The sequence below is a fragment of the Pantoea sp. X-Soil-YNGN-844 genome (genome assembly GCF_059730595.1).
Window position 1 is genome coordinate 85,890 of record NZ_AP036008.1, and the last position, 20,679, is coordinate 106,568.

Sequence of the window (20,679 nt, forward strand, 5' to 3'; positions counted from 1 at the left end):
TTTTTTAATCGATGATGCATAAAGCTCTCCTTTCCTTTACTTGCACTTTGCGGTAAAGAAGTTGAGTCCGTGCGCTTCGTCATTTTTTATCAGATGGTAAGGGCATTTGAGTGAGTGTGTTTTACCTATGACGGTAAGATTTCCTTCGGGTGGTAATCCTGACATATAGACTTTCCCATCATTGTCAACAATACCCTCATTTCCTGAATCTGAACTAATTCGCACCACAGAGCCGAAAGGGACTTTTGTACTATCAGGCTGCAAAAGTGTAATGATTGCCTTCGCACCCACTCGTGTTTTAAATTTAACAGGAATGATAGCCCCTGCTGTAGGCACAACTTTACTGTCAGTGATAGTTATCTCAGCCTCCGACGGCAACGTTGTTGGATCTAATGAAAGAGAATTTTCATGGTAGGGGTTCAGCCAGGGCTGTACTGTATAACCACGATAGTCCGTAGCGATGCCCGGAAAACCCGATACCTTCACACCTGAAGCGCCTCTGGCTTCAATGAGTGCATTGGTTTCGCCAAGGGCCTGCGTGAAAGTCATGCCATGGCGATGGGCGATAAGGCTGCCGTCTATGGCAACGGTACGCTGCTGGTAATGCCGGCCATAGCTGTAATCACCTGCGATGTGCCCGTAGGTTCCGGTCCATCCCAGAGATACGTCGCCATTGCTACGGCTCCCTGCGTGTCCGGCGGTATAACGCTGATCAACATTCCAGTTGAGGCGCTGATCAAACGCATCACCACTTAATCCCACTGAGTGACTGCCCTGACGAGATGCTGAATGTATGTACCGGTAAGACGCGCGCGTGTTGCCACCCATCCATTTTTTCAGCGGAACAGAGAGCCAGAGGCTGATCATCTGTTCCCTGGGATGGTGCCGGGCACGTTGACTGGCAGACCAGTTTAATGACAGCGTCATATCCCTGAACGGAACAGAGTATCCCGCGTTAAGGCTGCTTTCGCGCAGGCCGCGGTTCCAGTAGTTATCCTGATAAGCACCTGCGTTCAGGTAACCCCATTTACCCAGTCCCTGACTGATGGATAGTCCGGTACGACTTTTTCTCCTTTTTCTGCGAATGCCTGGAGCTATTCCATCAATCCGCCAGCTCTCCAGTGTTTCAGCCAGTGTGAGATAGTCCGGCTGGCTGAACTGTAAATTGACCAGTGACAGCGAAGTATTTGTCCCGACAAACTCTTTGCTGTAACGCATACGCCAGGAATAACCGTTTATCGGGTCATGACCCGGGTGCTGTGCGCGGCTGAGTGTGACATCTGAAGAGAGTGCACCCCAGTTGCCTATGCTCAGCCCGGTACCCAGGGATGAAGACTGATAGTGCCGGGCTGCCTGGATTCCGCCATAAAGCGTGAATCCAAAGGGAAGACCGTACATGGCGGTGGCTTCCATGACCGGCGCTCTTCTTACTCTCCTGTCAGACGAACGATACTGCCCGGCCATCAGGCTGTAACGCAGGTAGCCCTCTTTAATGGCGATTGCTGGCGTCTGGAAAGGAACAGTGAAAACCTGAGGAACACCATCCGCCTCCCATACCGTAACCTGAAAATCACCACCTGCGCCGGTGGGATTGAAGTCAGTCAGGGCGAACGGACCCGGTGCGACGACCTGGTTATAAATGGTGTAGCCGTTCTGCTTTACCTCAACGCGGGCCTGGGTTCTCGCCACGCCACGTATGACCGGCGCAAACATATACTGGCTGGAAGGTACCATCCGATCGTCAGAGGCAAGCATGACGCCTCTGAAGGGAACGCTGTCAAAAATCTCAGAGGCGGTATAACGCTCACCCAGCGTCAGGCGGCTGTTGATGCCATTAATACCGCGCTCCAGATAAGTCGTAATGGCCTGCCAGCGTCCGGGCGTTCCACGTGTTTGCTGCCAGCTGGTGACGTTGCGAAGCCGCCAGGCACCGATGTTGACGCCTGGTGTCAGTTGCAGCCAGGAGTACTGATATTTTCTTCCCGAGGGGCCACGGGTAACACTCTGGCTCGTCCCGGTACGATAATTCATGATGAAGGCAGGTATGCCGTCGTCCCAAAGAGTCCGGGGTGCGATGCCTTTAAATCCGGGCTTCAGATAAACCTGAGGAATACTCAGATGCAGTGACTGCTCATCAAAGTGGAAATCAGCCTGAGCGCCCGGTATCTGCGACAGATCAAAAAAGCCTGAGCGTTTTTCCTTCTCAGTAACCTTGAAGCTCTTCATGCGTACTCCGTAACCTGACAGCATGGATCTGCTGAGGTGAGGGACGAGTCCCTGACGACCATATTTATCCGGCCTTAATATGTAACTGACTGGCCGGGAGTCGATAAGTGTATTGTTCAGGTAGATGTCAGTCGGATAAATGCCCGGTAGCTGACTGCCCTGACTGAAAAGCATAAGGTCTGTTTCCTTTCCGCCTCCGCTAATCAGTGCAGGGTTGAAGGTATAAACCTTTCCCTGTGCCTGAATAGCAGCCAGCGTCAGACCGGCCACGAAAAGTGGTCTGTAAACAGTCATCGTTTTAATCCTGGCAGGGAGTACTCTCAGTGAGAAACAGGATCAGTGCTCAGGTCGGACGTGAACGCTTTGCTGTCTCCGCCATAATCGGTAATCAGTCGCCAGTGCACCTGACCTGACGCATCCGCAGGTATGCGCAGTTGCCGTTTACCCATCGGAGGAACATATTCAGGGTTGGCCACACTCGATTTTCCAAGCTGAACACTTCTGAAATTCATGAAAAAGGGCGTGGGGTTGCTGACCGTGAGCGTCTTACCGCGTTTTGCCCAGGTCAGGCTGGAGGCAAAGTCTTCGGGTGTGCCTCTGAGGGAGGATGGGCGTACAAGCAGTTTCAGGCAGCTTTTGATACGCAGTTGCGTCAGAAGGGTAGCGTGCTGTCCGGCCTTTTTCTTTCTATACGCATCACCCGTCCAGTCCGCATCCGCCTCAGGGGGGATGCCTGTTACGCAAAGCCAGTAAAGTGACTCTTTCGTGTCATTATTGTGACTGCTGGTTGCGATAACCTTTATCCGGCTCTGCTGATGCCCGTCCAGACGGAACAGTGGTGGGGTGACAATAAACGGGGCCCGGGTTTTCCGGTCTTCCATCATGACTTCCGACTGCACCAGCATCGGATACGCCTGGGGGTTCATCACGGTCATTGATGCACCATTCGAACCCGCAGAATATATAATCCGGGTTGCGCCGGTTTTTACAGAAAAGGACTGGAGTTCATTTTCCAGCGGCATACTTTCTCCCCTTGCAAGCTGGAGCGAGCACAGTATAGCCGCCACAATAATAATGGCATTCGTTGTTCTGGTCATTGAATTTTTCCTGACTGCCCTGGTGTTGTTTTTTATTTCGAGCCACAATCATGACGCGTTAAATTTGCAGATATAAGATAACCATTGCCTGCTTTTAATTAGAGACTAATCTTCTTCATCAGGTAATGGCGTCAAAAGCAGATGCCGGATTTCTCCTGCACTCATGTCCACTTTTACTGTTGTGAAAAGTGGCGCGACATAGTCATCGCTGTGGCCCTGCTTTTCAAGAAACTCCAGTGCCTCTTCCTGAGACGTAAAGAGTCTGTCGTCTTTGCCAGTCGGGCGTTTGACGACCCAGGCTGCGGGTGCAGTAATGAGGCACAGTTTTGCGATGATATAAACCAGTTGCTGCAGTGGCTCGGTAGAAGAATGGTATAAAAAGGTGTCGATATAGCTTAACAGTCTTGTGTTCATAGGTGGCGTCTTCTTAATTAATGTTACACTCAGGGGGCGCGCGGGGTTTTAATTTTATGTATATATTTATTCGCCTTCTGTAAAGAAACTAACACTCACTTTCATATCAGTGAAGTCAGAAAAGTGAATATAATATTCATAATGATGAGGGTGCCTCTGGATAATCACTGCTGGCTTAATCCCTGATATAAGACCATCCATTACGTAATGCACTCATACAACACTGACTGCGGTGTTCTGCCCACTGGGCATTCATCGGTCTTAAGGCCAGCTTCATTGCCCGCAGCCAGAGTTTTCCCGCCTGATCAAACTTTTCGCAGCGTTCGGCAAATGCAGCCGCCTCGGCGACGGCGTAATAACGTTGGTTGCGGTCAGTCTTTCTCTGATTCATCGATAACTCCTGAATTAACGGGGTTCAGATGGCATTTATTCTCTGGCTTCTTCAATCTCGGCTTTCCTGACCAGAAACACATCTGTGGCTTTATCCAGCAGCGGTGGCACAGGTTTAAGTACCTTTGATGCGTAGGCGTAGCAGCGGGCGAGTGCGCTGACCGACTGACTTTTCATGGCTGCCTCACAAAAATCAGCGAGAAGTTCTTCTGAAGAACGTTCCCTGTCCTCAGCGCGTTCCTGTTCTTTACCCGGACAGTGTTTAGGCGAGGGCGGGGGTGCGCTCGCCGGCTGGTCAGGCGATCTGACCGGGCTGGCTGGTGGCGCTGCAGGCACGGACGTTTCTGCTTTAATCTCTTCAGTTCGCAGGTCCGGGACAGAATGGTTTTGCAGCGCAATACCGTGATCTCGGCTGGCTGACTGATTGATGAACGCATTCAAATCTTCACGAGCTGGCGGTGTCACGTCGCGTTCTGCAGGAGATAAGGTTTCCAGTTCATCCGGTGTGTACACCCCCAGAATGACGTCCGGGCAGTGCAGACGGGCCCAGCGTTTAACAGCGAGATAAGCCAGCTGCTGACGCGGATCGCTCGCCCAGAGTGTTGAGTTCCGCACCTGTGCCTGTGAGAGCAGCAGTTCCAGCACCCGCGGCTCCTGCTCGTTCTTCATTGTTGCCCAAACCCGAACACCGCATCCGGATTCATCCTGCAGTGTCCAGTCCGGTGCGATATATTTATTGCCTTTGGATGAGGTTTTCTCGGTGAATCTGCCGATAACATTTTCCCATGGCCCAAACCATTCGTAATGCAGCCGATCCCGTGTTGGGGCCATGGTGTTGATGACCGCATTCACCAGCTGTGCCTCGTATCCCAGAACACCGTTAACCGTGAAGGTTTTCTGTGCAACGGCGAACGGATTCATACGCCACTGCATGGCCTGCATGGTCACGGCCAGACAGTCCGCGGCTTTGCCCGCGAGGTGAGCAGGGACAGTGACTCTGCTGCTGGCCATGATTTCTGCAAAGCGCACCAGTTTATCCAGGGCATCGGGGCTGAAAATAGTGGCAGTTGTGTCAGTGCTCTCGGGCGCAGAGATCATCGGTTGATTTTGCATAACGCCTACTCCTGTTAATGTGCCCATGCAGGGCGCTGAATTATTTCTATGCCGCCCCAGTTATTGCCGAGGCGACAGGAATGGAATGTGCACAGGTCCCGACGGAAGAGGGCGGATCCCGCGCTCATGTCATTGTCGTGCAGCTCAAACACACGAACCGGATAACGGCCACAGTCGATCGCTTCACTGACCGCAATAAAAACGAACTGCGGATATGTGCCAGTGCAGTGATAAAAGCCCTCGCAGTACATGGCTGCCTGAACGTGGTACCGGAACGCTTCGATGTGGCGGGCAAAGCGCGACATATCACTCACCTTTTTCACGTCGACGATGAGAGGGCGATTCGTCAGATATTTATCTGGCCGGATGCGACAGAGTTCTTCTGTCTCTGCATCTGACCAGTAGAGGGAGGATTCGCAGTGGCCGTCAGCTTCAAGAAAAAAGCGTGCGGCGTGATGCGCCATTACGCTCTCTCTCATGAGCTGAAGTTTCCGGCCCTGTTCTGCATCCATGACCGTCATGTTCCGGATGCGTGTCTCATTCAGAAATGCTGCTTCGTCTGCTTTACCCTGAGAGGTGCGCCGGTTAAAAGAAGGAGCCACAATAAAGCGCTTATCAAACTGTTCAGGCTCAAGCAGCATGCAGTGCAGCGCGCTTCCCATATCCAGTGCGGCTGTTTTATCCGTATCCACAAGCGCATGTTTGCGCCAGAGGTAAATGGCCGGGTTAACCGCAATGTCATCGAGCTGCGATTTACTGACGCCGGGACCGGCGTGATAGGCCTCATTGCTGAGGCCTTCATAGATACCCGGTTTCATCATGCTGGTTCCTCCCAGCCAAGCAGCACCTGAAGGTCGTAATTTCGGGCCGCCTGCAGGTAGGCCAGATTAGTGATAAAGCTGATGTATTCCTCAGCGGCTTCAGGATGGGCACAGCACTTCATCGCATCAGGATGCAGGTTCCAGTGACGGAACAGGTGAAGGTGGTCAGGAAAACAGGACAGCAGGCGCTGGGCTTCGTCATCGATCCACTGTTCTTTCCTGACTGCGTCCTGCTCCTGGGCATCCAGGTGGTCTTTGTGACGTTCCAGCAAAGCATACGGTGTGATCATGGCTTCCCCTCCTGAAGAAGGATGCCGACAAAACGGTCAAACACCACCTGCATCACGGGCAAAGGTGGCTGGGGTGGCAATCCCGGGGATGTGGGCGATGAAAAGCTGGCACCATTGACAATGTTTTCAGGCGCAAACTCGATATCGCGGATGGCATTAAAGGGGCGAGCAAAAGCAGCATCGCCCCTGATGTCTGGTTGCATCATGGGAAATGGTCCTTTGAATAGTCAGTTAACCTGTTCCGGTTCTGATAAGCCCGGCAGTATGATGAGGGGCAGGGATGACGTGTTTACTCAGGTGTCAGTAAGACCGGGCACGACGTCATCAGACCTGGTTTACTCTTCTTCTTCACGACGGGCCTCGCGGGTGGCTGCAAGGATTTGTGCCGGGTCTCCTGCTATGCGCGTATGAATAACAAACGTACCAGTGTGGGTCACCCGGGCATCCGGTGCGGCCATGAGAGCCGCCCTGACAACACGTTCATGGATAAATGCCCGAAGAACGCAGGATTTGATATGGAGCGTGCCCTCTGTTGAGGTCGTGATGTACTGAATTTTCATCTTTTAATCTCCTTTAAGTGAAAATAACCGTTTAACTTCGGGGTTGGTGACCCGCCTGATCTGGCTGTTATCCCGGACCTGGTTTCTCCTGGATGCCGCCCGCTCTGATCGGAGCGAAGCTTCGGGGCTCCGCATTTGCGAGCCAGCGTTTATGGACAGCAGGGCGATGCTGTCACTCTTCAGCGTCCATGACCGATTTTCTCTGTTTAGCCCCGTGTCGGTCACTACGGCTGAAACATCGGGACTAAATCTGATTGTCGTAATCCGCATGACTGAGTAATTCCCAGTTCTGTCCATTGTCTTTCGATAACAGTCTCCACTGCGGCGTAACCCTTAACGTAAGATACTGACCCCGATAGGTTCGCCTCGCCCGGATTTGCCCGGTACGCCATAAGCGCATAATGCGCTCAGCACGCCTCATTATCCGGACGGGGGCATGTGGCTTGGACATCACCGTTACCTCATTTCAGCGGCACAGGCAGCGGCAAGCTTCTGCACATACGTCCAGGCGATGCCTTCACTGAAACAGACAAAACGGCGGCTTCGGTTTGAAGAACTGGCGGTGAAGATGAACCTGCCGTTCCGGATATGAATAATCATGCTTTGTCTCCGTTGAGATATAAAAAAACCGCCCTGGCGGACGGTTTACTCTGACGTATTCAGGCAGGCAGTTACGGCGTGGCAGGAATCTAAAAGGTCATGCACGAGGTAAATGCACACAACATTGCCTGCCCTTAAAGGGGGCCGGGGAACCAAAATTCACGCTTTAAATTAGGAGGATTTAATATGCCAATACCGTTAATCATCCTTGGTGGAGCGGCCATCGCCACCGCTTTAGGTGGCAAAAAAGCATACGATGGCTATCAGAAAAAATCGGAAGCGGAAGATGTCCATAACCGCGCCGAAAGTCGCTACAAAAATCGCAAAGAGAGTTTCGATAAAACGAACGAAGCTTCTTCCTTTAAGCTTGAGAAGCTTGGGAAAAAAGAGCTACAAATAGGTAGCGAATTTAAAGAATTTCACACCCTTGCCAAAGAGTTACTGAAAGCCATTTCGAAGGCCAACCATCAGGAGATTGAGCTAAAGATCCCTGAACACAAGCTCAACAGCATTGAGCGTCTTGCCATTTCTGCAACAGAATACCTCAGTACTGTGGTTGGTGCAGGAGCTTCCGGTGCAGCAGCGGGCTTCGCCGTTTACAGCGGCGTGATGGCCTTTGCGGCAGCCTCAACCGGTACACCTATAGCGGCGCTTTCTGGCGCGGCGGCATACAACGCCACCATGGCAGCCATCGGCGGCGGTTCGCTGGCAGCGGGCGGCTGGGGGATGGCCGGTGGCGCGATGGTGCTCGGCGGCGCAGTTGTGGCGCCACTTATCCTGATTGCAGGCTGGGCATACAATTCTCACGCGACAAAAGCACTGGAAAATGCCCAAGAGGTATCACGCCAGATCAACGATGCTGTCGGTAAAATGGACAAGGCGGAAGCGCACCTTAATCGCGTCAATAAATACGTGGACTCTATTTATCAGTCACTGGAGCGTATGCATAGCACTTTCACCACCCGCTATCTCGATCCACTAAAAGCGATGCATGCCAGAGTCATGGCACGTCATGCCGGACAAATCACCGAGCAAGAGACCGATGAGTGTGTGGCGCTCATTCAGAATGGCTATATGCTGGCTGCCATTATGACCAGCATCATCACCACTCCGCTGTTTGAGCCAGTCACCGATGTCAAAAGCAAAGCGGTCATTGAGGAAGGTGTAATCCAGCTTAAAACCGACGGAAACGGCATCAACGTGCTGAACGCCGTTGCACTGGACAAAACACTGCATGATGCAGATGCCGAGTTCTCCCGCAAATTTGCCTGATCCGGATTCGCGAATGACAACCGTAACCAAAACGTTCGACTGGGGCGAGGAGTTGCATCAGACGGTGGTGAAGAGCTTCGCCACCTCGTTTGGGCTCGATTTTCTGCTTATCAAAGACAAAGTCGGCGGGGACATCGACACGATCCATAATGCCCGTCATCAGGTATACGCGACTGACAAAGAACGTGAGAAGTTCGCGAACCGCGGCGATTATGATTCGACGGCATATCATCATCATGAGAACTACATTGCCATTAACCGCGAAGGCAAAGCAAAGCGGGAAGCGGGCACTCTGATGGACACCTACACCGGCGAGATCTTTGCGCAAAACGCCAAGACCAATCTTGACCATATTAAGTCCGCAAAAGAGGTGCATGACGATCCAGGTCGCGTGCTGGCAGATTTGAACGGGCCTGATCTGGCGAATGATCCCAGAAACCTCACCCATACCAATGAGACACTCAACAAAGCCAAAGGCGCCAAAAAGATGGATGCTTTCGTGGAAAAGTTGAGTGCCGACTACCAGGCGAATCAGCTGGAAATTGCGGCGCTGCGAAGCCAGCCCTCACTCACGGATAAGGAACAAAAGCGGCTTACCTCGCTTGAGAACAAATCCAGTGCCGATTTCGACCGCATGCGCGAAGCCGATGGAAAAGCGCGCAAGCAGTACGAAGACACTATAAATCATGCCTACTATGCCAGCAGTAAATTTGCCAAAAGCGTGGCGTTAGCATCTGCCAGCAATGGCCTGATGATGGGGACCCGCCAGATGTTAGGGCTGGTGCTGGCTGAAGTGTGGTTTGAATTTCGCGATCGCTTGCCGGAGATAATCGCCCGTCAAAGGGAGAACTTTGTTGCCATTGACCTGCTGAGTGACATGGGGGATGTGCTGAAGGCCATCTGGGCACGCATTAAGGCGAAGTTCAGAACGTTTCTTGAAACTTTCAGGGACGGAGTGATTGGGGGCATTCTTTCGAGCGTCACCACCACGCTCTTCAATATCATGTTCACCACCCAGAAGATGATGGTGCGCCTGATCCGTGAGATGTGGAACAACCTCACCCAGGCGTTCAAAATTATGGTTTTCAATCCGCAGAACCTCGCACCGGGAGAACTGGCTAAAGCGGTGAGCAAGCTGATTGCCGCAGGCGTTGCGGTTGCAGCAGGCGTGATCATCAATGAATCGCTGGCCAAAATCATGGTATTCCCCTTCGGGCCGGAACTGGCGGCATTTTGCGGAGCACTGTCCACAGGCCTGCTGACGGTGGTGATGAATTACTTCCTGGAATACAGCCCAATGATGCAGAAGCTGTGGACGTTTCTGGATAAATTCAAAGACAAGTATCAGCATGCCCTGGATTACTACCGCCAGGTTAACGCTGAGCTGGACCAATTTATCCTCGCTCTGGCTTCGCTGGAGTTTGCTATGAACGACGGCGAAATGGCGTCATTCTCGCTGCAGCTTGAGGCGGTTAACAGCGAAGTAGAGCACGGGCTGCTGCTGCGTGATGAGATAGAACGACGCAACATTGTCCTGCCGTTTGAGGCTGGCGACACGGATTCGGTCAGAAGCTGGCTGAATTCATTATGACGCTCTCTCCCGCGTTTCCCTGTAACCAGTGCGGCGCCTGCTGCCGCCTGGTTTCACTCGCGCCGGAAACGCAGTTTCTCGACCGGGGTGACGGTGCCTGCCGTCACTACGATGAACTGAATCGGCTGTGTACCATCTATGGGACCCGCCCGCTGGTTTGCCAGGTCGACAAGCAGTTTCTGCTCAATTATCAGCAGACATACAGCTGGCAGGAATTTATCGATGCAAACCGCATCGCCTGTCTGGAACTGGAAAAAATATCCGCTAAACCGGCTAGGTAGAGCTTACAAATCCCATTGTGACGCCGGGCGCCGCAAGCTAAAGAATGATATAAGGAGTTAGAAGTGGCAACAGTACAAATTAAGTGGGACTGGCTGCACTGGAACTGCCTTCAGACATGGGGAAAGGATGTCCTGCCTGAATTGCAAAGCAGAGGGGTAAAGCCGCAGGATCTTAAACGCTGCGTTTATGTCATCAGGCTTAATGGGCTGTTCGCCATTCAGTACCCGCGCGGCATTTCACCCACCGTCTATATTGGTGAAGGAAATTTTGAACAACGCATTACTCAGCATAAGAACTGGCTTATGGATCTCGCGGAACTCCAAGGCGAGCATGAATTTCTCATCGGCTATTACTTCCCTCGGGCAAGAAATGCTTCAAAGGTTTACTCCGAATTTGAAGCAATGCTTATTCATGAGTTTCGAGACACCTACGGCGCAGCCCCACTGCGGAATAAACAAATGGAGTTTCAGAGGGCAAATCATGTGTTTGAGCCAATGGACGAAATTCGCAGCGCGATTATGAATCGTCGGGGTGGGCGGTTTCACTGGGCGGTACAGCCAATGAAAAGTTCGCCTATGTATGACGTTTTTCAGCAAACAATGGAGCTGCCCACCTCTTAAATACCTGACAGAGAGCCGGTGGAGAGCGCACTGCGGACAAGAATAGGCTCCGTAAGGCTTTTATTCTTATGCCCTTTGTTATGTAAATTTTTCTTAGCCTTATGCGGCGTCACATGAGGCTAACTTGATGAATGTAGTTTTCTCCACTTTCTCTAAAAAACTCTCATTCATCCCAGCAATCCATCAACGCTCCGCCTCCAGCAACTAACCAATCACGTTAGAAATGTCTGCCGAGTAACAATAATACCCTTTGGTGCCTGATGGTGAGTGGCAAATCATGCATTTGGACAGGCTCACCGGTGAACCAGTGCGTCAGTCCGACTACGCTAACCTTCAAGCCGCTAAGCTCGGTCGAACCGGCAGGGTATGCGTTTCGGGCCTGCGGCTGGGGTCTGATGGCAACTGCCTGGTTAGCTGTTAATGTCCGCTATGAGCGAAAAGCGGACTTTGTGGATGGGTATACCCCGATAAGGAACAAGTGTTTGCCCGGCAGAGCCGGGCAAGGGAAGGAATTTCCTTTAAGACTTTATTCTGTCCATATTAACGGGTCACAGTCACATCCATTGGCGCGGCAGGCAGTCTAGGTTGCGAACGCTGCCAGGCAGAACCATAGCGGGTGTACTGAGCAGGTACTGGAATGGCGACCTGAAGGTCATCGCCAGCGGTGCGGGCCCAGAATGGATCCTTAAGCATTTCACGTCCAATCAGCACCATATCTGCACGTCCATTCTGCAGGATTTCTTCCGCTTGGCGACCGGTCTGGATCAGGCCGACCGCGCCGGTTTTGATATCAAGGGAACTGCGCAGCAGCTCAGCTGCGGATACCTGGTAGTTAGGGAATACATTTACCACGGCCGGTGCAATGCCCCCGGAAGAACAGTCAATCAGGTCAACAGCCTGTTCTTTCATCCAGCGGCCATAGGTCAGAAAATCTTCCGGCGTGTTGCCACCCTCAGCATAATCGGTGGAGGAAATCCGGACAAATAGCGGGCCTTTCCACTCCTGCCGGACGGCATCAATGACTTCGCGCACGACACGGTAACGGTTCTCGTGGCTGCCGCCGTACTGATCTTCACGCACGTTAGCTAATGGTGAAAGGAACTCATTCAGCAGATAACCATGCGCGGTATGCACCTCGATAACATCAAAACCAGCTTCACGGGCACGAACAGCTGCCGCGCGGAAGGACGCGACTATTCCCTGAATGCCGTCCAGGCTCAGCGCTTGAGGCACCGTTTCCTCCTCAGAGTACGGGATGGCTGACGGTGCCACAGATACCATATCCGGAAAGCCCTGCTTACGCCCCGCATGACCAATCTGAATTCCGGCTTTTGCACCCATTGAGTGAATAACGTCAACCAGACTGGTCAGGCCAGGGACATGGCTGTCACTCCAGATTCCCAGATCGCCCGGTCCAAGCTGGCCGTTTGGCAGGACAGCGCAGGTTTCCGGAAAAATCAGCCCGGCTCCGCCCAGCGCACGGGCACCGTAGTGGACGAGATGGAAGTCTGTTACGCTGCCGTTTTTGTCGGCAGAGTGCATGCACATGGGAGACATGGCAATACGGTTTTTAAATTCTGTCCCCTTGATCACAATCGGGGAAAATAACAATGACATGTTTAACTCCTGAATAAAATAAACAGTAAAACTATACTGCTAATTCATATATGGTAAATACAGAAATAAAAGCCTGTCAGTTTACTAATGAGTACCTTGTTCAAAAAAGGTAACTATGGATGGGCTGGTTTATATTTGATGTTTCCTGCTAAAAAATAAGGTAAAACAGAATGTTTTAGCTATTTCACATTTATGATGCGGTAAGTTATTCCGCTGCTGTGTTTACCGCACTTCAGTTAAATCCATCCAGCGCAATTTTGCCGATCGTCGCAGAGGTTTCCAGTCGTCTGTGGGCCAGACGAAGATTTTCGACGGTCAGTGGTCCCAGGTTTTCCGTCATGGTTGTTACTAGAATACCGGAGTCAATCAGCGCAGCCACTTCATTAAGAATGTCATGCTGGGCAATCTGGTCGGCCGTGCTGAACAGTGCGCGTGTGAAAATCATTTCCCAGGCAACCGTCACGCTTTTTGCCTTCAGGGCCGCACTGTCGAAAGCACCGTCATCAATCAGGGAAAGGTAGCCCTGCGGGGCAATAATATCAGCGATTTCATGGATCTGTTGCTGCGTACCCTGCAGACCTGCCACATACTCGATCTGTTCAATACCCAGCGCCCGGATCTGCGCAGCCAGCGGCTGATAATGGTTAATCACATGGTGGGCGCCCATTTTTTCAGACCAAGCGATGGTTTCCAGACGGGACGCCGTTGTAATGACGGTCAGACCGGTCAGCCGTCGCGCCAGCTGCGTCAGTACCGAGCCGACGCCACCCGCACCGTTAATGATGAGTAGGGAACCGCGACGGGTTTTCTCGCCGTAGCGTACACGCAGGCGGTTAAACAGCAGTTCCCAGGCGGTCAGCGTGGTCAGCGGCAGAGCCGCAGCTTCCGCCCAAGTCAGGCTTACCGGCTTATTGCCGGTAATGCGTTCATCAACAAGCTGAAATTGCGCATTAGAGCCCTGGCGCGTATGCAGGCCACTGTAATACACCTCATCACCCGGGCTGAAGAGCGTAACGGCTGAACCCACAGCCTCCACCACACCAGCAGCATCGTATCCCGGGATTTTCGCTGAGCCAGGCTCCGGTGGAAAGCCACTGCGGAGCTTAAAGTCCACAGGGTTAACAGAAACCGCCTTTACAGAAATCAGAAGGTCGTGTGGGCCGGGCTGCGGTTTTTCTGCCTCAATTAGCTCCAGAACGATATCAGAGCCGGTACAATAGTAACCAATGGCTTTCATATTTTTTACTCCAGTATGCGAATAAGATGTGTCAGAATAACTGTCGTTCTGATAGTAAATATTCAGGAAAAAATAGAAAATACGGTAATAAATAACCCTTGGTATACTTTTGCGAACCCGTCATATAAGAATAACGTATGCCGAATGCCTTCCCGGAGAGAAAGAAAGAGGTAATTAACGGCATATATATTTCTGAGAATTAATCAGCCTGGGGTTAAAAAATTCAGAGGTAAATTCGATTTGGCGGAAGGGAAAGACACAATGCAACTTATCAAAACATAAAATGTATTTCAGGAGGCGACCCGCCTCCGGATAACAGGCGTCAGCTGGCCACCGATTTGGCCTCTGTTTGTTCCCCCGCTTTTTTGAGGGCATCAAAATCTTCCTGGTCAGCGGTACGCATACCGCGGCTTTCAAGCCACTCACGGCCCCATACACTCAGGCCCATGATCAGATCGTGAAGCGTTCGGCCTTCATCCGTTAGGGCATATTCTACCCGAGGAGGCACCACGGGAAAAACGGTACGTGTAATAAGACCATCTTCTTCCAGCTCACGCAGTTGCTTGGTCAGCAGGCGCTGATTCACGCCCCTAAGCGCGCGGAACAGCTCACTGAAGCGCAGCGTTCCGTCGGTAAAGAGGTGATACAGAATCACCCCTTTCCACTTTCCGCCGAGTATATGCAGCGCGGCTTCCATCGAGCAGCCTGGAGCTCCGTCAAAGTTGCGCATTTTTTTTAACATGATATTTCTCCAGTAGTTCGCTTTTTGTAACTACCATTAATTCGTACTGTACCTCACCATAATAACCTTTTCCGTTACAGGAAGGTACTTTTCTGCTACCGGCGAGCCTCATCACGTCATTAGTTGGCGTTCCCTTTTTTTATGTCGCATTCGAGGGAGCTGATTCAAACCGGTAATAGCGGGAAGGGACGGTGCTGAATATGGTCCGGTAGGAGCCAATAAAACCGGAAGAAGAACGACCGCTTCTGGCACAAAGCGGACATAAGCATCAACAATCTGATGTTTCCTTAAACTCATAGGGTCTGGAAAGGTTGAGGTCGGCGGGCAATCCTGGCTGGCCTGAATTCATGTTACAAGGCTCTCAGACATAGTAATCACAAAGAAACACGTTTCTCAAAATACAGATCAAAACGCTACCTATAAGCCACTATTTCCACTTAAACCGGAATGTTTTTTTGCAAGGTTTGTTCCAGTAATTCAGCAGCTTTATTCTCATAGGATGGGTGCGCTTGAACGGGATGTTATGAGCTGGAATGACAGGCATTCTTTTAACGATCTGCATCATAGCTGTGACCTTTCCATGATCCGTCAGGCTGACGACTAGCCCGGACTCAAAACACTTTTCAACCGACTGGCTGAAGTGGCTTCCAGGTACAACGCGTAAGCGCCTTCCTGTCACTTTAAGCGATTCAGATATGGCTTTATGGTAAATGCAGGGCGCTGTTTAAACGGCAACAAGCAGTGAGCCGCTGAGCGCGAAATCTGCGCTTAAGGAAACAGCCCGGAAGGTGGGGGTTGGCATTGACATCTTATAATTCGAACTAATTTCTTTCTAAGATTGAACGACAACAGCCTTAACTAACTTACCGCGCCGAATCCATACTTACAGTTCATCACCTTGCACCTCTCTAAGTCCCATCACATTATAAATATTTGGTGTGCGACTTTTAACAAAACCCATGTTTTTTCACAATTAAAATAAAGTTTGGTTAACAAATATTCAACAACCTGAGGCGGCATCTCAGGTTACGCGCATAAATGTTAAGTAGACACTTTATTCATTAAATGAATATAAATTCAATTGAAAGAAATAAGCATGCTTTACATAGATTTACATGAAGCTGGTAGAGGGTTTCACGCGCTTACTGGAGTCATTAAGAAACATTTATGATTTTTTAATAATTCACTGTGATAATTATGTTGTTTTGTAAAGTTTTGCTCTTAATATCTCATCCGGGAATGTGAGGAGGCTCACACAGCAGGATAATCAATATCTAAGGAGAAGATTGTGATGGACATGCTGGCCTACCTTAAGAGGCTGAAAATTAATGAAAAAATTGAAAAGGATGGTTTTAATCTCTCAACGCTGCACAACGCTCACTTTTTTACTGTGCCGTTCGAAAACTTTGCCATGCACAACGGCTCAGATGTCAGCCTACGTCCAGAAGATGTCGCCAATAAAATAATACTTAACAGTAGAGGGGGGATTTGCTTCGAATTCTCTGTCTTACTACAGCAAGTTTTTAGTCACTTTGCCGTTGATTTTCAAAGCCGAATGGCCAGAGTCCTCATCCCTCATTTGTCGCCTGCAACGCATCAGCTTTTTCTGGTGAACAAAGATAATGAGCGATGGATTTTTGACGTCGGATTTGGAGCCAAAGGCCCCCGGGGGCTTTTATTGCTTAAGAACGGATTCACTCATGAAGATGATTTTTTATCATCCCGAGTCAGATGCGATCATGAGCTTGGGTGGATTGTTTCTGTTAAAGAAAAGAGCAGGAATGATGCGGTTTGGGAAGACATCTATTCATTTCAGGATGTAGAAATTTATCCGCCGGATATCAAAATGGCGCATTTCTATACTCTTTTTTCACCTGAAAGCCTTCTTAAAAATTATAGAGTTGCGAGCCTTCCAACCGACAACGGCCGGATAAGTATCAGAAACAATACATTCACTGAGGTCTGCGGTCTTACCTCTACTTCATATGAAATAGCTGACAAAGAAGAGCTTTTATTGCTTCTGTCCTCAAGGTTTGGAATTAACATTTCCGCTGACAACGTAACTTATACGAGAAACTGATGACTACTACCTATCTAATTGTCCCCGGATATACAAATTCAGGTCCGGATCACTGGCAGTCATTCATTGAGAAGAAATACAGTAATGTACTACGCGTTCTTCAGGATGACTGGAACTCGCCATCATCTTTATGGGTTAAAAGACTAAATCAGGTCATTGCCGTGACCAGGGGTGACATAGTTTTACTAGGTCATAGCTGCGGGGCTGTTACAGTGGCCCAATGGGCAGCTGCTCATTCTTGCCAGCGTGTTAAATCCCTGATTCTTGTTGCCCCGGCGGATGTTGACGCCGAAACGGCGATTGAGCCGATCAGGCAGCAACGCTCATTGCCCACATCCCGCTTAGGATACAGCAGCTTGCTCATTCACAGTGATAATGATGAGCATCTCAGCCTTACTCGCGCGCGCATCCTTGCGGAACAATGGGGATGCGAAACCCGAGAGTTTAGCGGGGCGGGTCATATTCATACTGCAGCAGGATATGGTGAATGGCCTGAGGGCGAATCTCTTTTCGAGAGCTTTACAGGTATTAATTTAATTAAAGCTGAAGGACGAGATTGAATATGTTTAGGGAAGTAAGAAAATTCGGATCAGCTGCACAAAGTTTTTTAGTGGCGACTTTCCTGATGGGTCTGAGTAACGGTATGTTCGATGCTGTTTATAATTTTTATCTTGAAGAACGTGGCATCGATAAAACAAATACTGGACACATTTATGCAATAGCTATGGCGATGATGGCAGCAGCGGTAATCCCATTAATCTTAGCCAGTCGACGGGTATCACAGAAGAAGCTACTGCTTGTTTTTTCATTCCTGTATGCATTACCTTTTATTCTGCTTCCTGTGCTAACAACAGTATGGGCTAGCGCTTTTACACTTGGATTGATTCTTTCCGGTATGATTGCACAGCTGTCGCTGGGCAATTCACTCATGGGATCAAACATTGATGCCGGAAACAGAACGACACTCTTTAGCTGTTTCTTCGTATCGTATCTGGGTGCTGCTATGACAGGTTCTGTCGCAGTCAGTGCTATTACACACTTCTCACAGTTTGCTGCATTACGGAACTATCAAGCTATCCTGGCCGCCTCGTTTATTTCCGCTTTGCTGATGATTTACTTTCGAATAAAGTCCATTCTGGGAATAAATGAGCCGGGAAGCGATGAGCGCCGATTTAAGAGCGCTAAGAATATGGAGTGGAGCAATTTTATTATTCTCTTTATTGCTGCTTCACTTCTGGGTGCGTCAATAACACTTATTTTCCGGTTTGTTAATATTGTCTTTAATCTTGCTTATTCAATGAATATTAGTGAAATATCATTGATTATGGGAGGTGATAAAGTTGTCAGTATTGTTGGAGCACTGTTTGCTCCTATGCTTGTAAAGCGTTTTTCTCTGAAACCGGCCGTAATTATCGCGGGCATCATGACGGCCGCGTGTTTGTTCTTTCAAACACTACATGTTCCTGTGGCAATCTTTATTACATTATATTTTTTAAGACTTTTACTGAATTACTGTCTCATGCCGCTACTGGATACTCTGGCTATAACAGGCTTTTCGAAAGACAGAACTCTCCTGTCAACCAGCATCAGGCAGCTCGCCTTTTATCTTGGCAGTGCTCTGTCAGCAATTGCATACGGCGACCTGCTTGATGGCGGGCACTGGGAAAATGCTTTGATCATTTCCGCTGTATTAGCCCTATCAGGCGCTATTTTTATGAGTTTGATTAGAGTAAAAAACGAACATTAATCTGGCAGTCAAAAGTTAAAGGAGTAATTTATGTCCGCTGAATTTGCAGTGCCCGACATTGAAAATGTCGCCCTTATGTTGAAAAGATTGTCTGCACTTTGGAAAAACAGAGCTGCAGTTAATAAATCTCAGCCTGAGTATTCAGATCTTGAATTTGACCAAACTAAAAAAGATTTTAGTGAGTCTTTGCTGCCATTCAGACAGCACGATGCCTGGAAGGAAGCGCCTGAAGATGTTAAGGACAAGTGTCTTTCTTATGCGTGGGGTATATACAATTTAAAAACCATCTATATTGAATGCGACATTGTTACGCCGGCTTGTGAAGACATAATAAAGTGTCCGCCGGTGAACTCACCTAACAGGGCAGATCTTCAGGATGTAATGTCAGAAGCTCTTCTGGATGAAGCCCTGCATACAAGAATGTCAGTGATGGCATGTAATTATATCTATGACCGCCGAAAACTTGAGCCGCTTAACTATACAGATTTTAATCTCATAAACTGGCGACGGGAAATGCTGGCCGGATGTAGTGCAGAGTGGCAGCGAAGACTGACACGTTTTGCTGTGGCATGTGCCAGCGAGACGCTAATAACAGACTATCTCAAAGTGATGGCTGAAGATCACAGTATTCAGAGAATATGCCATGAAGTTACACGAGTTCATGCTGAGGATGAATGGAGTCATTCAAGCGTCTTTAGTTATGTGGCTTATGATATTGTTCGTGATCTGGGCACTAGTGAACGGAAATATCTTCGGGACACAATGCTTAAAACAGCGGATCTATTTGCTGATAACGAGTTGGGTGCATGGGAGACAGTTTTCAGACTGTCGGGGATGCCCTATGCCAGAGAAATTATTTCTGAAACAGAAAGATGTAATGAGATAAATATTTATCTCGATTCAGCTGAGACAGTAATTTCCAGAATAGGCCTATAGGGTAATCCAGTAAATGAAACTTGTCTGCGAAGAAACATCCCTGCTTACATCAAGGATGAGATCATTCCGTCTGATGCCTGTGAGTGATACAGATTTATTAGTTGCTGATACCATGCCGGGTGAGTATTTTGTTTTTAGCTTCGATGATGAGGGTAATAATTCTCTCCAGCGTTGCTATACACTGGTATCTGCTGAGCATGGAAAGTTTTATGAATTTATAATTGAAGACAGAGGCGAAGGAAGTGCATCAAATGTCATCAGTCGGCTATTACAAGAAAGAAAAGAAGTAAATATCTTGGGGCGAGGGGGCGAAATAACCTTTAATTCAGTCCGGAGTAGAAAGAATGTGCTTCTGATAGCAGGCGGCGTTGGAATAACACTTCCTATGGCTTTGATAAGAGAATGTTTTAAATCTTATGGGTACAGTGCTCCCGGGGTCGTTGTGCAATTGGTACTAAGTTGTCACGATCTGGGGTCTGTGCCTTGCCTGAATGAATTAATGGATTTGCACACACGATGTGACTGGTTTTCGATGCGCATTCACGTAACTCGGGTCAAACTCGCAAAATTCAGTGACATTGTCAGAGCAGGAAGGATTGATTTAGCTTTTGACTATATTAAAGCGGTGCCTGAATCGGCAATAGTATGTGGCGGTGCTGATTTTGCACAGTCAATGGTTACTGCTATAAATACAAAATTCCCACAAACTTCTGTTGCTGTAGAGGCGTTTAGTTCAGGCAGATCATTTGATTACATCATGAAATCAGAAACTCATAAAACAGAGATTACTTTGAAAACTTTGAATAGAGTCATCTCTGTAGATCCTGGTTTAACTGTTTTGGATAATCTCATCAGCCACAACGTTTCAATAAGAAATATGTGTCGGTCAGGTATCTGCGGGAGTTGCAAGTTCAGGCTTCATAGCGGAGATATAAGAAGCGAACCAGATTTCTGCCTTTCTGCTAAAGATAAGGCTGAAAAAGTTTACCTTGCTTGTTGTTCATATCCTTCTGAAAACGCAGTGATTGACATAATCTGAATCAA

The 20,679-nt window shown here is 49.3% G+C and carries 23 protein-coding genes; 9 read left to right on the top strand and 14 right to left on the bottom strand.

The features are described from left to right. Positions 1-36: 36 nt before the first annotated feature. The 11 genes from AC6I8C_RS19155 to AC6I8C_RS19205 form a co-directional block, all read right to left on the bottom strand. The gene (locus AC6I8C_RS19155) at positions 37-2,520 is read right to left on the bottom strand and encodes a fimbria/pilus outer membrane usher protein (protein WP_497823435.1); all 2,484 of its coding nucleotides are present in this window, start codon (positions 2,518-2,520) and stop codon (positions 37-39) included. 26 nt (positions 2,521-2,546) lie between these two features. Beyond that, entirely contained in the window at positions 2,547-3,323 is a 777-nt protein-coding gene (locus AC6I8C_RS19160; protein WP_497823436.1) for a fimbria/pilus periplasmic chaperone, read from the bottom strand. Between the two features lie 105 nt (positions 3,324-3,428). After that, entirely contained in the window at positions 3,429-3,737 is a 309-nt protein-coding gene (locus AC6I8C_RS19165; protein WP_010670534.1) for a hypothetical protein, read from the bottom strand. Between the two features lie 175 nt (positions 3,738-3,912). Continuing rightward, entirely contained in the window at positions 3,913-4,128 is a 216-nt protein-coding gene (locus tag AC6I8C_RS19170; protein ID WP_010670533.1) for an ANR family transcriptional regulator, read from the bottom strand. Between the two features lie 35 nt (positions 4,129-4,163). Next, a complete protein-coding gene (locus tag AC6I8C_RS19175) occupies positions 4,164-5,240 on the bottom strand; it encodes a RecT family recombinase (RefSeq protein WP_497823437.1) in 1,077 nt (358 codons plus the stop codon). Between the two features lie 14 nt (positions 5,241-5,254). After that, positions 5,255-6,058 (bottom strand): PD-(D/E)XK nuclease-like domain-containing protein, encoded by an 804-nt coding sequence (locus tag AC6I8C_RS19180; RefSeq protein ID WP_497823751.1) that lies wholly within the window; start codon positions 6,056-6,058, stop codon positions 5,255-5,257. Beyond that, positions 6,058-6,351 carry a host nuclease inhibitor GamL gene (gene gamL / locus AC6I8C_RS19185; protein WP_022624508.1) on the bottom strand — a complete coding sequence of 98 codons (294 nt, stop codon included), beginning with the start codon at positions 6,349-6,351 and terminating at the stop codon, positions 6,058-6,060. The genes AC6I8C_RS19180 and gamL overlap by 1 nt, the downstream gene beginning before the upstream one ends. Beyond that, on the bottom strand, positions 6,348-6,557 hold the full coding sequence (locus tag AC6I8C_RS19190) for a hypothetical protein (protein ID WP_022624507.1): 210 nt from the start codon (positions 6,555-6,557) through the stop codon (positions 6,348-6,350). Before AC6I8C_RS19190 ends, gamL begins: the two co-directional genes overlap by 4 nt. A gap of 129 nt (positions 6,558-6,686) precedes the next feature. Next, positions 6,687-6,911, bottom strand: a complete 225-nt coding sequence (locus AC6I8C_RS19195; RefSeq protein WP_497823438.1) for a hypothetical protein — start codon at positions 6,909-6,911, stop codon at positions 6,687-6,689. A 244-nt stretch (positions 6,912-7,155) separates the two neighbouring features. After that, entirely contained in the window at positions 7,156-7,362 is a 207-nt protein-coding gene (locus AC6I8C_RS19200) for a ParE family toxin-like protein (RefSeq protein WP_140029366.1), read from the bottom strand. A 5-nt stretch (positions 7,363-7,367) separates the two neighbouring features. Continuing rightward, positions 7,368-7,511 carry a hypothetical protein gene (locus tag AC6I8C_RS19205; RefSeq protein WP_497823439.1) on the bottom strand — a complete coding sequence of 48 codons (144 nt, stop codon included), beginning with the start codon at positions 7,509-7,511 and terminating at the stop codon, positions 7,368-7,370. 186 nt (positions 7,512-7,697) lie between these two features. On the opposite strand from AC6I8C_RS19205, the gene AC6I8C_RS19210 reads away from it, so the two are divergent. The 4 genes from AC6I8C_RS19210 (at position 7,698) to AC6I8C_RS19225 (ending at position 11,276) form a co-directional block, all read left to right on the top strand. Then, positions 7,698-8,783 carry a chemotaxis protein gene (locus AC6I8C_RS19210; RefSeq protein WP_497823440.1) on the top strand — a complete coding sequence of 362 codons (1,086 nt, stop codon included), beginning with the start codon at positions 7,698-7,700 and terminating at the stop codon, positions 8,781-8,783. Between the two features lie 13 nt (positions 8,784-8,796). Then, positions 8,797-10,374 (top strand): cobalamin adenosyltransferase, encoded by a 1,578-nt coding sequence (locus tag AC6I8C_RS19215; protein ID WP_497823441.1) that lies wholly within the window; start codon positions 8,797-8,799, stop codon positions 10,372-10,374. Next, on the top strand, positions 10,371-10,655 hold the full coding sequence (locus AC6I8C_RS19220) for a YkgJ family cysteine cluster protein (RefSeq protein WP_497823442.1): 285 nt from the start codon (positions 10,371-10,373) through the stop codon (positions 10,653-10,655). The genes AC6I8C_RS19215 and AC6I8C_RS19220 overlap by 4 nt, the downstream gene beginning before the upstream one ends. A 63-nt stretch (positions 10,656-10,718) precedes the next feature. Next, positions 10,719-11,276 (top strand): hypothetical protein, encoded by a 558-nt coding sequence (locus AC6I8C_RS19225; protein WP_497823443.1) that lies wholly within the window; start codon positions 10,719-10,721, stop codon positions 11,274-11,276. Positions 11,277-11,816: 540 nt separating this feature from the next. On the opposite strand, the gene namA is transcribed toward AC6I8C_RS19225, so the two are convergent. The 3 genes from namA to AC6I8C_RS19240 form a co-directional block, all read right to left on the bottom strand. Beyond that, on the bottom strand, positions 11,817-12,893 hold the full coding sequence (gene namA / locus AC6I8C_RS19230; RefSeq protein ID WP_497823444.1) for an NADPH dehydrogenase NamA: 1,077 nt from the start codon (positions 12,891-12,893) through the stop codon (positions 11,817-11,819). Positions 12,894-13,125: 232 nt separating this feature from the next. After that, positions 13,126-14,130 carry a zinc-binding alcohol dehydrogenase family protein gene (locus AC6I8C_RS19235; RefSeq protein ID WP_497823445.1) on the bottom strand — a complete coding sequence of 335 codons (1,005 nt, stop codon included), beginning with the start codon at positions 14,128-14,130 and terminating at the stop codon, positions 13,126-13,128. Positions 14,131-14,452: 322 nt separating this feature from the next. Continuing rightward, on the bottom strand, positions 14,453-14,872 hold the full coding sequence (locus tag AC6I8C_RS19240) for a winged helix-turn-helix transcriptional regulator (protein ID WP_346551592.1): 420 nt from the start codon (positions 14,870-14,872) through the stop codon (positions 14,453-14,455). Positions 14,873-16,163: 1,291 nt separating this feature from the next. On the opposite strand from AC6I8C_RS19240, the gene AC6I8C_RS19245 reads away from it, so the two are divergent. From AC6I8C_RS19245 to AC6I8C_RS19265, 5 genes are read left to right on the top strand one after another with little or no spacing between them, the layout of a single operon-like run. After that, positions 16,164-16,952 (top strand): arylamine N-acetyltransferase family protein, encoded by a 789-nt coding sequence (locus tag AC6I8C_RS19245; RefSeq protein WP_010670507.1) that lies wholly within the window; start codon positions 16,164-16,166, stop codon positions 16,950-16,952. Then, entirely contained in the window at positions 16,952-17,512 is a 561-nt protein-coding gene (locus tag AC6I8C_RS19250; protein WP_010670506.1) for an RBBP9/YdeN family alpha/beta hydrolase, read from the top strand. Before AC6I8C_RS19245 ends, AC6I8C_RS19250 begins: the two co-directional genes overlap by 1 nt. Before the next feature lie 2 nt (positions 17,513-17,514). Beyond that, positions 17,515-18,699, top strand: coding sequence for an MFS transporter (locus tag AC6I8C_RS19255; protein ID WP_022624465.1), 1,185 nt, complete (start codon positions 17,515-17,517; stop codon positions 18,697-18,699). A 30-nt stretch (positions 18,700-18,729) separates the two neighbouring features. Continuing rightward, positions 18,730-19,635 carry a diiron oxygenase gene (locus tag AC6I8C_RS19260; protein WP_497823446.1) on the top strand — a complete coding sequence of 302 codons (906 nt, stop codon included), beginning with the start codon at positions 18,730-18,732 and terminating at the stop codon, positions 19,633-19,635. 13 nt (positions 19,636-19,648) lie between these two features. Continuing rightward, complete coding sequence (locus tag AC6I8C_RS19265) at positions 19,649-20,674, top strand: 2Fe-2S iron-sulfur cluster-binding protein (RefSeq protein WP_497823447.1); 1,026 nt, start codon at positions 19,649-19,651, stop codon at positions 20,672-20,674. Positions 20,675-20,679 lie beyond the last annotated feature (5 nt).